Source organism: Natrinema thermotolerans, assembly GCF_031165565.1.
GTDB lineage: Archaea > Halobacteriota > Halobacteria > Halobacteriales > Natrialbaceae > Natrinema > Natrinema thermotolerans.
Genome location: NZ_CP101873.1, coordinates 3638547 through 3653602, shown reverse-complemented (window position 1 = coordinate 3653602; position 15056 = coordinate 3638547). Strand labels below are relative to the sequence as shown.

The 15056-nt window shown below is 67.5% G+C and carries 16 protein-coding genes; 10 read left to right on the top strand and 6 right to left on the bottom strand.

The annotated features are described in order from the left end of the window. The first annotated feature begins 291 nt into the window (after positions 1–291). From NP511_RS18750 to NP511_RS18720, 7 genes are all read left to right on the top strand, one after another. Positions 292–504 carry a heavy-metal-associated domain-containing protein gene (locus NP511_RS18750; protein WP_049966658.1) on the top strand — a complete coding sequence of 71 codons (213 nt, stop codon included), beginning with the start codon at positions 292–294 and terminating at the stop codon, positions 502–504. 6 nt (positions 505–510) lie between these two features. Next, positions 511–2442 (top strand): heavy metal translocating P-type ATPase, encoded by a 1932-nt coding sequence (locus NP511_RS18745; RefSeq protein ID WP_049966657.1) that lies wholly within the window; start codon positions 511–513, stop codon positions 2440–2442. 30 nt (positions 2443–2472) lie between these two features. Continuing rightward, complete coding sequence (locus NP511_RS18740) at positions 2473–3132, top strand: FmdE family protein (protein WP_049966656.1); 660 nt, start codon at positions 2473–2475, stop codon at positions 3130–3132. 118 nt (positions 3133–3250) lie between these two features. Beyond that, the gene (priS, locus tag NP511_RS18735; protein WP_049966655.1) at positions 3251–4426 is read left to right on the top strand and encodes a DNA primase small subunit PriS; all 1176 of its coding nucleotides are present in this window, start codon (positions 3251–3253) and stop codon (positions 4424–4426) included. Beyond that, a complete protein-coding gene (locus NP511_RS18730; RefSeq protein WP_049966654.1) occupies positions 4423–5370 on the top strand; it encodes a hypothetical protein in 948 nt (315 codons plus the stop codon). The genes priS and NP511_RS18730 overlap by 4 nt, the downstream gene beginning before the upstream one ends. A gap of 131 nt (positions 5371–5501) precedes the next feature. Continuing rightward, positions 5502–5981, top strand: coding sequence for a peroxiredoxin (locus tag NP511_RS18725; RefSeq protein ID WP_049966653.1), 480 nt, complete (start codon positions 5502–5504; stop codon positions 5979–5981). 105 nt (positions 5982–6086) lie between these two features. Beyond that, positions 6087–7358 carry an MFS transporter gene (locus NP511_RS18720; RefSeq protein WP_049966652.1) on the top strand — a complete coding sequence of 424 codons (1272 nt, stop codon included), beginning with the start codon at positions 6087–6089 and terminating at the stop codon, positions 7356–7358. Between the two features lie 75 nt (positions 7359–7433). Here the strand turns inward: NP511_RS18720 and NP511_RS18715 are convergent, their stop codons facing one another. Together NP511_RS18715 and NP511_RS18710 are read right to left on the bottom strand one after the other, a co-directional pair. Then, entirely contained in the window at positions 7434–9698 is a 2265-nt protein-coding gene (locus tag NP511_RS18715; RefSeq protein ID WP_006182129.1) for a CDC48 family AAA ATPase, read from the bottom strand. Next, positions 9695–9943, bottom strand: coding sequence for a DUF7127 family protein (locus NP511_RS18710; RefSeq protein WP_006650683.1), 249 nt, complete (start codon positions 9941–9943; stop codon positions 9695–9697). Before NP511_RS18710 ends, NP511_RS18715 begins: the two co-directional genes overlap by 4 nt. A 237-nt stretch (positions 9944–10180) precedes the next feature. Between NP511_RS18710 and NP511_RS18705 the strand changes: the two genes are divergently transcribed. Continuing rightward, positions 10181–10957, top strand: coding sequence for an alpha/beta fold hydrolase (locus tag NP511_RS18705; RefSeq protein WP_049966651.1), 777 nt, complete (start codon positions 10181–10183; stop codon positions 10955–10957). A 63-nt stretch (positions 10958–11020) separates the two neighbouring features. On the opposite strand, the gene NP511_RS18700 is transcribed toward NP511_RS18705, so the two are convergent. Together NP511_RS18700 and panB are read right to left on the bottom strand one after the other, a co-directional pair. Continuing rightward, on the bottom strand, positions 11021–11221 hold the full coding sequence (locus NP511_RS18700) for a DUF7511 domain-containing protein (RefSeq protein WP_006650681.1): 201 nt from the start codon (positions 11219–11221) through the stop codon (positions 11021–11023). Positions 11222–11398: 177 nt separating this feature from the next. After that, complete coding sequence (gene panB / locus NP511_RS18695) at positions 11399–12211, bottom strand: 3-methyl-2-oxobutanoate hydroxymethyltransferase (protein ID WP_006650680.1); 813 nt, start codon at positions 12209–12211, stop codon at positions 11399–11401. Positions 12212–12309: 98 nt separating this feature from the next. Between panB and NP511_RS18690 the strand changes: the two genes are divergently transcribed. Next, a complete protein-coding gene (locus NP511_RS18690) occupies positions 12310–12543 on the top strand; it encodes a DUF5822 domain-containing protein (protein WP_006182124.1) in 234 nt (77 codons plus the stop codon). Positions 12544–12572: 29 nt separating this feature from the next. Here the strand turns inward: NP511_RS18690 and NP511_RS18685 are convergent, their stop codons facing one another. After that, complete coding sequence (locus tag NP511_RS18685) at positions 12573–13112, bottom strand: HAD family hydrolase (RefSeq protein WP_049966650.1); 540 nt, start codon at positions 13110–13112, stop codon at positions 12573–12575. A 234-nt stretch (positions 13113–13346) separates the two neighbouring features. Between NP511_RS18685 and NP511_RS18680 the strand changes: the two genes are divergently transcribed. Further along, complete coding sequence (locus tag NP511_RS18680; protein WP_049966649.1) at positions 13347–14120, top strand: FxLYD domain-containing protein; 774 nt, start codon at positions 13347–13349, stop codon at positions 14118–14120. Here the strand turns inward: NP511_RS18680 and NP511_RS18675 are convergent. After that, positions 14117–15040 carry a dihydrodipicolinate synthase family protein gene (locus NP511_RS18675; protein ID WP_049966648.1) on the bottom strand — a complete coding sequence of 308 codons (924 nt, stop codon included), beginning with the start codon at positions 15038–15040 and terminating at the stop codon, positions 14117–14119. The genes NP511_RS18680 and NP511_RS18675 overlap by 4 nt on opposite strands. Positions 15041–15056 lie beyond the last annotated feature (16 nt).

Genomic DNA, 15056 nt, shown 5'->3' with positions numbered 1-15056 from the left:
GAGTGGTCGTGGTTGGGTGTCGAACGGTAAAAGTGATTCAGCCGAACGCCCTCGAGGGAGCGCACCCATGTTCAAAAATTGATGGTTTCTTGATTCGTCGACGGACGGATCCGAACCGAGACAGTGTTCTGCGATCGGTACAGCAGAAGCGACGTCCCACAGTGTGTCGGTCGAGACCGGCCCGCCGTCTAGACGAGTCGTTTCACCGGCGGAATCCCCCGTCCGTGCGCCCAAACAAGTCATTTGGGTGATGTATTTACGAACGGGGCTCCGACACGCATTCGAGCAACGATGTCTGAGATCGAATACCGCGTGACCGACTTCGACTGTCCGACCTGTGCGAGCAACGTCGAGCGGGCGCTGTCGAAAACCGACGGCGTCGACCGCGTCGAGGTCCACTACACGACCGGCCGCGTCGAGATCGAGTACGACGACGGTGTCGTCGAGACGGACGACCTCGAGCGAACCATCACGAAACAGGGGTACACCCCCCGGGTGCGGTGACGAAACGTGAACGCCAAGCGATACGTTCGCGCCCACCGGCAACCGATCGTCGTCGCGGCGAGCGGCCTGTTGCTTTCGCTCGGCTGGACCGTCGGGACCCTCCACGACGTGGCCCTGCTGAGCGCGGGACTGATGATCCTCGCCGCGGCCGTCGGCGGCTACGACGTCGCGAAGAAGGCCTTCTACACCCTTCGAAGCGGCACCGTCGGCATCAACACCCTCGTCACACTGGCCGCGGTCGGAGCGATCGCCATCGGCGAGTACTGGGAGGCCGCCGCCGTCGTCTTCCTGTTCTCGCTCGGCAACTACCTCGAGGCTCGGACGATGGCCAAGACCCGGTCGGCCCTCGAGGAGTTGCTCGAGTTGGCCCCCGATACGGCGATCGTCCGCCGCGACGGCGAGACTGTCGAGGTTCCCGCTCGCGAGGTCGAACCGGGCGAGACCGTCGTGATCAAACCCGGCGCGAAAGTCCCCGTCGACGGCGAGGTCGTCGACGGTGAGAGCGCGATCGATCAGTCGCCCGTGACCGGCGAGAGCGCGCCCGTCCGCAAGTCCGCGGGCGACGAAGTCTACGCCGGGACGATCAATCAGGCGGGGGCACTCGAGGTCGTCGCGACCGACACCGGCCGGGACACGACCCTCGAGCGGATCATCCGCCGGGTCGAGGAGGCACAGGAAGCGCAAGCGCCGACGGAGACGATCATCGAGCGTTTCGCGAGGTACTACACGCCCGCGATCGTCGTGCTGGCGGTCGGAACGTACGCGATCACCGGAAACGCCGTCACGTCGCTGACGCTGCTTGTCATCGGCTGTCCCGGCGCCTTGGTCATCGGGCCGCCGGTCAGCATCGTCAGCGCCATTGGCTCGGCGGCACGGGCCGGCGTCCTGCTGAAAGGCGGGGAACACCTCGAGACCGCCGGGAAGATCGACTGCGTCGCGTTCGACAAGACCGGCACCCTGACCAAGGGCGAGCCGGCCGTCGCGAGCGTCGACGGATTCGGGGTCGCCGATGACGACGTGCTTCGCGCCGCGGCCATCGCCGAGAAGAAGAGCGAACATCACCTCGCGGACGCGATCCTCGCGGCCGCTCGAGCGGGCGACGCCAGCGCCCGCGAGACCGCCACCGACGGCGGCGTCGTCACCGACCACTCGGCTGATTCGGCGGGCCCCGAGCCCGACGAGCCGGCGATCCCCGATCCCGAGGCCGTCGACGTCGTCGCGGGCAAGGGCGTCGTCGCCCAGTACGACGGCCGGACGATCGCGGTCGGCAACCGCGCGCTCCTCGCCGACCGCGGCCTCGAGGTCCCGTCCGAGATCGCAGCTCATGCTCGCGAACGCGAGGCGGCCGGCGAGACGGCGGTCTACGTTGCCCTCGAGAGCGAGGTCGTCGGCGTCGTTTCGATACGGGACGAACTCCGACCCGCAGCGAGCGACGCCGTGGCGACCCTGGAAGCTGCCGGTGTCCGCACGGTAATGCTGACCGGCGACAACGACCGTACCGCGCGGTCGGTCGCCGAGGCGGTCGGAATCGAGGACTACCGGGCCGAACTGCTGCCCGAGGAAAAACGAGACGCCATCGAGTCGCTCCGGGCTGAGGGCCACGTCGTGGCGATGGTCGGCGACGGAATCAACGACGCGCCCTCGCTTGCGGCCGCCGACGTCGGGGTCGCGATGGGCGCTGCAGGCACCGATGCGGCCATCGAGACGGCCGACATGGCGCTGCTGGCCGACGACCTCGAGCGGGTTCCCGAGGCCGTTGGGCTCAGCAAGGCGACCCGCCGGAACGTCTCGGAGAACGTTGCGATCGCCGTCGCGACGGTCGGCCTGCTGCTGGCCGGCGTCGTCGCCGGGGCCGTCCACATGGCCGCCGGGATGCTGCTTCACATCGCCAGCGTGTTGCTGGTGATCCTGAACGGGATGCGGTTGCTGCGGTACTGACTACCGACCGATACGACCTTCGAATCCACAATGACAGAGACGACCAACGACACCGACCGAACGAACTGGGCGATCGACTACGACGATATCGAACCGATTCGGCTGCGCGACCCCGCCGCGGAGGCGCTGGCCGTCCTCGAGCCGGGCGATCCGATCGTCATCACCTACGAGGACGTGGTGAAGGCGGCGGGCCACTCCTGTCCCACGGCGGCGGGGGCGTACCGAATGGCACGGGACGGCCTCGAGGCGCTGTACCCGGACTCGCTGCCCGTCCGGGGCGAGATCGCCGTCCTCGCGGGCGGCCCGCGGACCGATCCCGGCTACGGCGTCACGTCGCGGCTGCTCTCGTACGTGACCGGGGCCGCCGGCGAGGACGGCTTCGCAGGCTTGGCAGGCGGCCACGGCGGCCGGAAAGACCTGCTCCGGTACGGGGCGATCGGCACCGACGGCGTCGCCTTTGAGTTCACTCGCACCGACACCCACGAGACCGTCCGGGTCACCTACGATACGACGGCGATTCCGGAGGCCGGGCCGGGCACGCGCCACCTCCAGTCGCTGATCGACGGCGAAGCGACGGCCGAGGAACGCGCGGCCTTCGCCGAGGACTGGCACGGCCGCGTCGAACGGATCCTCCGCGGCGACGGCTTCGTCACGGTCGACGGCCCCGCGACTCGGCCCGGCGACGACTGAGCGCCGCTCGAGCCCGTGACCGCCGCCGTCGGCGAACCGCTCGAGCCGCCCCGTCCCGGCCCGCCGCGCGGACAGTCCAATACAATTATACCGGCCCCTCCCCGAGTAGGCCAATCGTATGGAAGAGCGAACGAGGGCCTACCTCCGCGGGCGATTTCGCGACCACTACCGACGGACGGAGATCACGCCGCCGCCCGCGGCCAACGAACGCGAGTGGGGCTTCATCCCGTGGACGGAGGGCCCCGACACGACGATGGTCCGCCACCGTTCGCTGCTCGAGTTGGGGGATCTCTCCGAGTTTCTGGTCCGGAAGCGCCCGCGCCACGTCTACTTCTCGGCGGGGCGCTTTCGCGACCCCGGCGCGAGTTCGATGCACGAGAAAGACTGGCAGTCCGCGGACCTCGTCTTCGACCTCGACGCCGACCACCTGCCCAGCGTGACGCTCGGCGAGGACAGCTACGCCGAGATGCTCGCCAAATGCAAGGACGCCCTGCTTCGGCTGCTCGATTTCCTCGAGACCGACTTCGCGTTCGAGGACCTCGAGATCGTCTTCTCCGGCGGCCGAGGATATCACGTCCACGTCCGCGACGAGAACGTCCTGGGCCTCGATCGGGAACACCGCCGCGAGATCGTCGACTACGTCCGGGGGATCGGGCTGGAGTTCGACGAACTGATCGAGACCGAGACGGTGGCTGGATTGGGACGGAAGACCCCGACCGAACGCCGAACCCTCCGGATCGAAGGGGGCTGGGGGGCGCGGATCCACGCCCACTTCATGGCCTTCGTCGACGAGTTGCTCGAACTCGAGGAGGAGGCTGCCCTCGAGCGGTTACAGGCGTTCGACGGCATCGGCAAGGGGAAGGCCAAAGCGACGCTGAACGCCGCGCGCAACAACCGCGAGGGACTCGAGGCGGGCAACGTGACCGTCCACACCGCGATCGCGCAGTTGGCCGAGCGGTTCGCGAACGAGGCCGTCGAGCGCGACAACGCGCCCATCGACGAACCCGTCACGACGGACACGAACCGGCTGATCCGACTGCCGGGCAGCCTCCACGGCGGCAGCGGCCTGAAGACGGTACGGCTCGAGCGCGACGAGATCGCGGACTTCGATCCCCTCGTCGACGCCGTTCCCGAGACCTTCGAGAGCCACGAAATCACCGTCGACGTCACCGACGGCGGCGAGGTCGAACTCGGAGGAGATAGCTTTACGGTCGCGGAGGGTGACCAGTCACTACCCGAGTACGTCGCCGTGTTCCTGATGGCACGCGGCCGCGCCGAGAAGGAGAAAGAATGAACTTGGACGAACTGCGCTCGGTCCAGAGCAAGGAGCGCCAGAAGGACAGCCTCCAGAACCTGCGTCCCTCGTTCTACCAGGAGGTCGGGGAGTACATCGCCGATCTGGAGGCCGAACGCGACCGGGTCGCCGAGGCGTCCGAGGACCCCTTCTCCTCGCCCGAGGTCCGTCGGCTCTCCGACGAGATCGAGACCGCCAAGGACGTGGTCGAGGCGATCTACGAGCGCCGGATGGGAAAACTCGTCAAGCAAGCCAGCCTCGCGGCGGCCGGCATGGCCGCCGACGACGAGGGACTGACTGCCGAGGAGGCGGACCTGTTCGACGACCTCGTCGACCGCATCGGATCGAACAAGAGCCGCGTCCTCGACGTTCTCGAGGGCGTCGAGGAATCGACCGGTGGCGGCGACGCCGTCCCGTCGAACGACACACCTGCCCCGAACGACGCAGATCCGGGACGCCCCGGTTCACCCTCGAGCGAGCCGGCACCCGAGCCCGACGACGACGCCCCACCGGCACCGCCCGAGGAGCCGCCTGCCGGAATCGAGTCCGGTCCGGACGACGGCGACTCGAGCGGCGTCTCCCCCGCGGACGTCATGGGCCGCGACGGACCAGCGGTCGACGACCCTGCTGACGTGGGCGGTTCTCCGGACACGGCGACTCCCCCGGAGCCGTCCGGCGAGCCCGGTTCGGAAGCCACTCCCGAACCCGACCCGTCGCCCTCGAGCGACGGTGCGGACGGAGCGGCCGCCGATCCTGACACGGCCGACGAGCGCGCGACGGCCGGCGACGTGGACCGGACGACCGTCCGAATCACCGACGACATCGGGTCGATCTACGGCGTCGACGGTCGCGAGTACACGCTGAGCAGCGACGACGTGGTCGAACTCCCGGAACAGAACGCCGCCCCGTTCGTCGATCGCGGCGCGGCCGAACGCCTCGAGTGACCGGCCCTACCCGGCCGTTTTCCGCTCGCCCGACTTTCCATCCCTTGCTGACCGTCACGGACCGATCGGCGGGCACGGCACTGACCGTGTGAAACCGTAACGCCTACAGTAACCCCCGCTAACTCGAACCCATGCTCGACGTCGGCGACGACGCACCGGAGTTCGAATTGCTAAATCAGTACGGCGAGACCGTCTCGCGGTCCGATTTCGACGGCCAGCGGCTCGTCGTCTACTTCTATCCCCGCGCCAACACCGAGGGCTGTACGCTCGAGGCCCGCGGGTTCGACGAAGCGCTCGCGCGCTTCGAGGACCGCGACGTCGGCGTCGTCGGTATCAGCGACGACCCCGTCGACGACCTCGAGTCGTTCGCCGACGAGTACGACTTCGGGTTCGACCTCCTCTCGGACGAGTTCGGCGAAGTCGCGACGCTGTACGACTCCTACGGCGAGAAACAGATGTTCGGGAACACCTTCGACGGCGTCTTCCGCAACACGTACGTCGTCGGCCCCGACGGCCGCATCGAGGCGGTCTACGAGGACGTGACCCCCGAGGGCCACGCCGAAGAGATCCTCGCGGACCTCGCCGACACGTCGGCGGAAGCCACACCGTAGCCGGGCCGGCGCTTGCCGTCCCGTCACCCGACGAACCGCTCGCCGTTCGTTTCCAAGTTCTGAAGTAGCCGGGCGCGAACCGGCCAGTATCAACCCTTCGACGATATGACGCTCAACGACAACGACCGCTCGATCGCGGCCTTCGCCATGCTCGCCCACGCGACCGTCCACTGGTTCGAACTGGCGATCCCGATCTTCCTGGTCGTCTGGCTCGAGGCGTTCGACATCTCCATCGCGGTCGCCGGGATCGCGGTCGCGGCCGGCTACGCGCTGTTCGGGCTCGGCGCGTTGCCCGCCGGCTTGCTCGCCGATCGCTACGGGCCGAAACGGCTCGTTCTGGCCTGCCTCGTCGGGATGAGCGTCTCCTTCGTGGGACTGTCGCTCGCGACCTCTATCTACGGCATCGCTGCGGCGCTGGTCTGCTGGGGCGTCACCGCGAGCGTCTACCACCCCGCGGGGCTGACGCTCATCAGCACCGGCGTCGAGGACCGCGGGACGGTCTTCGCCTGGCACGGCATCGCCGGCAACCTCGGTATCGCGCTGGGTCCCTTCGCGACCGCGACGCTGTTACTCGTACTGGACTGGCGGCTCGTCGCCGTCGTGTTGTCGATCCCCGGCGCGGTCGCGACCCTCTACGGGCTGCGGGCCCGGTTCGATCCGACTGCGGCGGTCGCGGACGACGGCGAGGAATCGGGGTCGCTCGCCGCGAGCGAGTTCGTCGACACCTCCCGATCGCTGTTTGCCGGCTCGTTTCTGCTGGTCTTTGCCGTCGTCACCGTCGTCGGTCTCTACTACCGGGGCGTCCTCACCTACCTGCCGGAACTGCTCAACGGACTGCCGGCGCTCGCGGGGATCGAGCCGCCGGCCGCCCTCGAGGAACTCTCGCTTGGCGACTACTTCTACGTCGCCCTGCTGGTCGCGGGGATGGCCGGCCAGTACGTCGCCGGAAAGCTGACGAGTCGCGTGCCCGTCGCCCGCGGACTGGCGGTGGTCTTCGTCGGGCTCGCGGTCCTCGCGGTCGCGTTCGTGCCAGTCTCGGGGCTGGGTCTCCTCCCGATCCTGCTATACTGTGGCGTCCTCGGGTTCGCGCTGTTCGCGATCGAGCCGTTCTACCAGGAGGCCGTCGCCGTCTACACGCCCCCGGACGCGCGGGGCCTCTCCTACGGCTACACCTACCTCGGCATGTTCGGACTGGGCTCGCTCAGCATCGCACTGGGCGGCTACCTGCTCGATCACGCGACGACGGCGGCGCTGTTCGTGACTCTCGCGGCGATCGCGCTGCTCGGTGCCGGGATCGCAGCGCGGTTGCTGTTCAGCCCGACGCCAGTCGCGAGCGGGTCGCCCGACGCGGCGGACGCGAGCGCGGGCGACGACTGAGATCGGTGCCGTCGCTCGACGTTCGGGTCGCCCTGAAAAATTGAAACGGTCGGCGGGCCACGGACCCCAGTTCGCTTACTGGAAGGTGCGGCCGAGTTGCTCTTCTTCCTGAGCCGGTTCGGCGGTGTCGAACTGCTCTTCGATCTCCTCGTACTGCTCGCGGGTTTCGGGGGTCACGCTCGGGTTGACCTCCTCGAGGGCGTGTTCGAAGTGTTCCTTGCTGATGCGGACGTTGCCGACGGTGTCGGCCATCTCCTCGGGATCGACCGAGTTGATGAACTCGCGGCTGGCGGCCATCGAGGCCTCGCGGGTGACCGCTTCGATGTCGGCGCCCACGTAGCCCTCCGTCTCCGCGGCGAGCCAGTCGAGATCGACCGCGTCGGCCAGCGGCTTGTCGCGGGTGTGGACCTCGAAGATCTTCCGGCGGCCGCCCTCGTCGGGGACGGGCACGTGGACGTGGCGGTCCAGGCGTCCCGGACGGAGCAGGGCCGAATCGATCAGGTCGGGCCGGTTGGTCGTCGCGATCACGACGACGTCCTCCAGTTCCTCGAGCCCGTCGAGCTCAGTGAGCAGTTGACTGACGACGCGTTCGCCCACGCCGGAGTCGCCCTGTTGGCGGCCGCGCTGGCCCGCGATCGAGTCGATCTCGTCGAAGAAGATCACGGTCGGTGCGTTCGACCGCGCCTTCTCGAAGACCTCGCGGACGCCCTTCTCGGACTCGCCGACGTACTTGTTCAGCAGCTCGGGGCCCTTGATCGAGATGAAGTTCGACTGGGCCTCGTTGGCGACGGCCTTCGCGAGCAGGGTCTTCCCGGTGCCCGGCGGGCCGTACATCAGCACGCCCTTGGCGGCCTGCATGTCCAGCTCGTCGAACACCTCGGGGTAGTCGAGCGGCCACTGGACGTTCTCGCGGAGCCGCTCTTTGGTGTCTTCTAAGCCACCGACGTCGTTCCACGTGACGTCGGGGACCTCGACGAAGACCTCCCGCATCGCGGACGGTTGGATGCCCTTGAGCGCCTCCTTGAAGTCGCCCTCGGTGACCTCGAGCGTCTCCAGCACTTCGGCGTCGATCTCGTCCTCCTCTAAGTCGAGGTCGGGACGGATGCGACGGAGAGCGTTCATCGCGCCCTCGCGGGTCAGGCTCTCTAAGTCGGCCCCGACGAAGCCGTGGGTGTTCTCGGCGTACCGGTCGAGGTCGATCCCCTCTTGCAGGGGCATCCCGCGGGTGTGGACCTGCAGGATCTCCTTGCGGCCGTCCTTGTCGGGGACGCCGATCTCGATCTCGCGGTCGAAGCGACCGCCCCGGCGGAGCGCGGGGTCGATGTCGTCGATGCGGTTGGTCGCGGCGATGACCGTGACCCGGCCCCGTTCCTCGAGGCCGTCCATCAGCGAGAGGAGTTGGGCGACGACGCGGCGTTCGACGTCACCGCCGGCGTCCTCGCGCTTGGCCGCGATCGAGTCGAGTTCGTCGATGAAGACGATCGCGGGCGCGTTCTCCTCGGCTTCCTCGAAGACCTCGCGGAGCTTCTCCTCGCTCTCGCCGTAGTACTTCGACATGATCTCCGGCCCGGAGATGGTCTCGAAGTGGGCGTCGATCTCGTTGGCGACGGCCTTGGCCATCAGCGTCTTCCCGGTGCCCGGCGGGCCGTGCAGCAGGACGCCCTTCGGCGGCTCGATGCCGAGCTGCTGGAACAGCTCGGGGTGGCGCATCGGCAACTCGATCATCTCGCGGACCTGGTCGAGTTCGTCGTCCAAGCCGCCGATGTCCTCGTAGGTGACGTTCGGGACGCCCTCGGCGGACGCGCCGCCCCCGGACTGAACCTGTTCGGCCGGCGTCTCGGAGATTTCGATGCTGGTCGAGTCCGTGATGACGACGGTACCCGACGGCGAGGTGCTGGCGATCTTCAGCGGGACCGACTGGCCGGAGCTGGCCATCGGGCCGAACGAGAGCGAGAACGGCACCGTCTGGCCCTCGGTGACGGCCTGTCCGGAGAGCTTGTCGCGGACGAGCGGCCCGATGTCGCCCCGGATACGCAGGTTTTGCGGGAGCGCGACCGTGACCGATTTCGCGGGTTTGACGTCGGCGGGTTCGATGTCGACCGTGTCGTCGATCCCGACGTCGGCCTCCTGACGGAGGCGGCCGTCGATCCGGACGATGCCCCGGCCCTCGTCCTCCGGGTAGCCCGGCCAGACGCGAGCGACGGCCTGTCCCTCGCCCTTGCCCGAGATGACGATGTAGTCACCGTTCTCGAGGTCGAGTTCGTTCATCGATACCCGGTCGATCGCGGCGAGTCCGCGGCCGGCGTCCTTCTGTTTCAGTGGTTTGACGGTAAGCTTCATCGTTCCTCCTCTAACTCGATAGTGAGCACGCCGTTTTTCATAAACGTGTGCGCGTCCCCGGCAGCGGCCGGGAGTTCGATCTCGTACTGGTCGTCCGCAAGGACGACGATGGCGGTGTCGTCGACGACGTCGACCGAGACGTCCCCGACGTCGGTCCCGAAGTCGACGGCCATGACCGTGGCGTCGTCGTACTCGTACCGACGGGCTAACTGCCCCTCTTCGCGGGTGAATTGGTCGAGAGTCATGCTGTAACTAACCCAAGGTAAGTGTCGCTAGTATATAAACCTTTTGCCGATAGACCGCATGAAGGCGGCGGGGTGGATAGAGAGATCGTTGTTCGTAGTTCACGGTGTGCCGGTCGGCGAGGCAGCCGCCGGCCCGGGACGCGGTCGTTGGACCCGAACGGGGATATCCCTCGTGCCGGCGTTCTCCGGTGAGAACCGCCTCGAGTCTTTATGCCCGTCCCCCTCGTGTCCTCGCGTATGGAAACGGTAACACATCACGGCAGGGAGACGGCGTACGAGGTTATCGACCGAGGGGCCGACGGACCGACGATCTGTTTCGTCCACGGCAGCGGGGGATCGCGCGACGTCTGGACGGGCCAGCACGCGCTGGCGGAACACCGTCCCGTCGTCGCGATGGACCTCAGCGGCCACGGCGACTCGGACGATATCGACGCCAGCGCCGGCTACAGCACGTTGTCGGCCTACACCGACGACGCCCTCGCCGTCGTCGAGGCGACCGGGGCCGAGGTCTTCGTCGGGAATTCGCTCGGCGGTGCGGTCGTCCTCCAACTGCTCCTCGAGCGCCACGTCGATCCCGACGCCGCCGTTCTGACCGGGACGGGCGCGCGGCTGGGCGTTCTCGACGACCTGTTGACGTGGCTGCAATCGGACTTCGAGCGGGCGATCGAATTTCTGCACGGCTCGGACCGGCTCTTTCACGACCCCGACCCGGCCGTCCGCGAGCGATCGATGGACCGGATGGCCGACACCGGACAGGCGGTCACGCGACGGGATTTCTTGACCTCCCACGAGTTCGACGTCCGCGACCGCCTCGAGGAGATCACCGTCCCGACGCTCGCGCTCTATGGGGAACACGACCAGTTGACGCCGCCGTGGTTCCACGAGTTCCTCGCCGACGAGATCGAGGGAGGCCGGCTCGCCGAGATCGAGGATGCGGCGCATCTGGCGATGATCGAGCGTCCGGACGCGTTCAACAGGGTCATCGAGGCGTTTCTCGCGGATCTCGAGGGCTGATCGGGAGCGGCGACAGCCACCCGTACTACCGGAGGAGAACGGCGACCGTCCCGCGAGAGGGAGCTAACGGCGGTCCTCGAGCGCGACGAACGAGTCGGTCGTGGCGGTGAGCCACGCCGTCGATATCGCGTCCTCGTCGATATTCTGTGGGAACATCGTACACACTGCGATATCGTCGTGTTCGACGGTGACGTGTTGCAGTTCCGATCCGTGGTCGCGAGCCGACTCGCGTTCGCCGGTGGCGCGTTTCGATGATTCGGACATGATACCGATCCTCCGCGGTCTATCCGCGTCTTCCCCGTTCTGGCATATAACTGTCTGCCCTAAACCGAGAGTACAATACTATGTGGTATTATCACCCTTATACATTTGCCGTCGAGCGACCCATGGGATTGCGAGCGGACCGATCGGGCTCGGCCGCGCGAGCCGAGAACGGAGCCGTCAGTAGAGTTCCTCGAGATCGCTCTCCTCGTGGCCGTGTTCCGCGGCGGGGAACTCGCCCGATTCGACGGCCGAGACGTAGTCGTCGATCGCCGACTCCATCTCCCCGCGGACGTCCCCGAACTGTTTCGAGAACGAGGGAGTCCACTCGCTCAGCCCGACGGCGTCGTCGACGACCAGTACCTGTCCGTCGCAGTCCGGCCCGGCGCCGATCCCGATCGTCGGGATGTCGATGGCGTCGGTGACCTCCGCCGCGAGGTTCGAGGGGACGTGTTCCAGCACCAGCGAGAACGCACCCGCGTCCTCGTGGGCCTCGGCCAGCTCGAGGATGCGTGCTGCGGCCTCCTGGTCGGTTCCCTGCCGGGGATAGCCGCCGTACTGATTGACGTGCTGGGGAGTCAGCCCGAGATGTGCCATCACTGGAATCCCGAGCTGGACCAGCTTTTTCGTGAGGTCGACGGTGTGGGGACCACACTCGAGTTTGACCGCGTGGGCGTCCTCTTCCTTGAGCATCCGGCCGGCGTTCTCGACGCTTGCCGCCTCGTCGACGCCGATCGAGAGGAAGGGCATGTCGGCGACGATCAACGCGTCCTCGGTCGCCCGCGCGACAGCGCCCGTGTGGCGAGCCATGTCGTCGACGGTCACTGGCAGGGTCGTCTCGTGGCCGAGCGTCGTGTTTCCGAGGCTGTCCCCGACCAGAATGATGTCGACGCCGGCCTCGTCGACGATCGAGGCCGTCGGCGCATCGTACGCCGTCAACATCGTGATCGGTTCCTCGCCCGCTTTCGACCTGACATCCCGTACGGTAGGCATACCCATAGCTTGACCTCCCACGATTAAACCTCGTTGTTCTCCGGCCGCGCTCGGCCGGACCCGGCGCGCTTAAGAGGGACCGGTCGCCATACCCACGCGTGCCAGAACGCGTCGAAACGACCTCGCCCGACGGCGTCGACTACGGCTGGGTGATGCAGACGACGTTCGTCGCCACCATCCTGGTCGGCGCACCGATCGTCGTCGCCCTCTCGACGACCGTGACCCTGCCGTCGTGGGCCGACCGGGCCGAGTTCGCGATCCGGGTCGGGGCCCCCGTTTGGTTAGTCACGTCGCTCGTGGTCTTTGCCTACGCCAAGCGAAAGCAGACGTAATCGGAAGATTCGGCCGCCGCCGGTCGGTCTCAGACGCCCGACGGTCCCTCGCCGACGTATTCGAAGTCCATTCCCGCTCGTTCTGCGGTCCGGAGATCGCGCTCGGAGTCGCCGATGAACAGCGCTCGTCCCGGCTCGACCTCGAGCCGGCGCGCCGTCGCGAGCAACGGCTCCGGATCCGGCTTCCACGTCCCGACCGTGTCCCGACCGACGACCGCCTCGACCGCCGCCAAGAGGGCGTGTTCCTCGAGCGCGATCCGGCAGGCCCGCTCGCAGTTCAACGAGCAGACACCCGCGGGCAGCGACCGGTCGAGCAGATCGTCGGCGTGTGCGAGCCGCTCGGAGGACCGCGCGCCCTCGTGTTCGTGGGCCGCGATGGCCGCCTCGACCTCCTCGCGCAGTCCCACCTCGGCCGCGCCCTCGAGCATGGCCCAGAGCCCCTCACCTGGGGGGTCGCGGTTCGCGCCGTCGTACACCTCACGGACGTCGGTGGCGACGGCGTCCCAGTCGACCACGAGATCGACGAGGGTCCCGTCCAGATCGTAGACGATGGCGTCGTACTCGCTCACGGACGGCCGTACGGGCGAAAGGAGAATAGGAGCTTCGGTGCGGTCGGCACTCGCCGGCTGGTCACCCCGGTCCCGAGCCGTGAGCGGCCGGCAGGGTCTCGCGGACCGCTTCCCGTTCCGCGATGAGTTCCATGGCGGCCGTTCGACGGCCGTGGTAAAAGGCCCCGCGACGATCGGGATGAACGGGGTCAGAACGGTCACAATATTAAATATGTTCGGAAGGTGAAAGCGACTGTGCAACGGAGAGATCTGTTACTCGGTGGGGGAGTAGCGCTTTCGGCGACGATCGCGGGCTGTAGTTCGGACGGAACCGACTCGAGCGACGGGGAGTCGGGGAACGGCAACAGTAGCGACGACGGGGCCGGTTCCGACTGGGAACGAACTGAACTGCTCACCGAGGGGTCGGACCTCGGACTTCGCGGTAGCGGGCGATTGACGAAAGAACAGGAGGACATCGGCTGGGAGATCGAGGACGCTTACGTCGATGCGTACGTCGACAACGAGGGGAGCGGGCCGTCGGGGACCGCGACGGTCCGCTGTACCTGGTACGACGAGAGCGGCGGAACGATCGGAACCGATACGACCGAGATCGCGACGATCGCCGCCGGCGAGACCTGGAAAGCGCGGGTGTACCACCACGGCACGGATCCCGGCGCGGTCGAGGGCTTCGACCTCGAGGTCGTCGACGAGACGCCCGCGGAGCCGGTCAATTTAGACGTCGGTGGCATGACAGTCGCGAACGTCGATCGCTATTTCGACGAGACCGGAGTTCGGTACACGGCCGGGTTCACCAACGAACGCGACGAGCCGATCGAGTCGGTGTACGCCGTCCTCAAACTCTACGAGGACGAGTTCCTCCTGAACACGGAAGTCGGTCACCTCGAGGACTTCCCCGCGGGTGAAACGAAAAGCGGCTACCCCTTCGACTGGAAGGACCGACGCGCGGACGCAGTGAACGACCGCGAGTTCCTGTTCGCCGACGGAGTCCCGTCGGCCGAGGAGGCCTAGACTCCCTCGAGGGGAACGTCGAGGTCGCGAAGCCGGTCGCGCATCTCGGCGGCGGACTCGTCGTCCGCGAGCCGCAGCGGACTCCGGAGCGGTCCGGCGTCGAAGTCCCGCATGCGAAGCGCCGTTTTCACGCCGGACATGTAGGAATCGCCGGTCTTGAGGGCGTCCCGAACGGCGAAGATATCGCTCTGTAGCTCGCGAGCGCGCTCCCGTTCGCCGGCGTCGTAGGCCTCGTAACAGTCGACGACCAGTTCCGGGAAGACGTTGGCGACGGCGCTGACCGCGCCCGAACAGCCGACCGCGAGGCCGGTAAAGACCAGCGAGTCCGACCCCGCGAGGAAGGTCAGTTCCGAGTGGGCATCGGTCGCCTGCGCGAGCCACGGGACGTCCTTGCTCGAGTCCTTGACGCCCGCGAGCGTGTCGATCTCGGCGAGGGCAGCGAGCGTCTCGAGGGAGAGTTCGTTGCCCGTCTTGCTCGGGATATGATAGACGTAGACCGGCAGGTCGACGGCCGCGGCGACCCGGCGGTAGTGTTCGATCGCACCCTCGTGGTCGAGCGGATAGTAGTAGGGCGTGACGACGACGATGCCGTCGGCGCCGACCGATTCGGCGTGTTCGGCGCGGGCGACGGTCCGGTAGGTACTCGGCGCGCCGACGCCGGCGATGACCGGCACCTCGTCGCCGACCTCGTCGACGACCGCCTCGATCACGCGGTCGCGTTCCGCCCCTGATAGGAGGGGGAACTCGCCGTTGGTTCCGAGCGGAAAGACACCGTGGGCACCGCGATCGACGACGAACCGTGCGTGTGCAGCCGTCCGCTCGTAGTCGACGGACTCGTCGTCTCGGAACGCGGTGACCGTCGGCGGGACGACGCCGCGAAGCGACAGCGGATCCCCAGCGCCGGGGTCGTGCTGAGCCATGGACGATCGTCCGCCC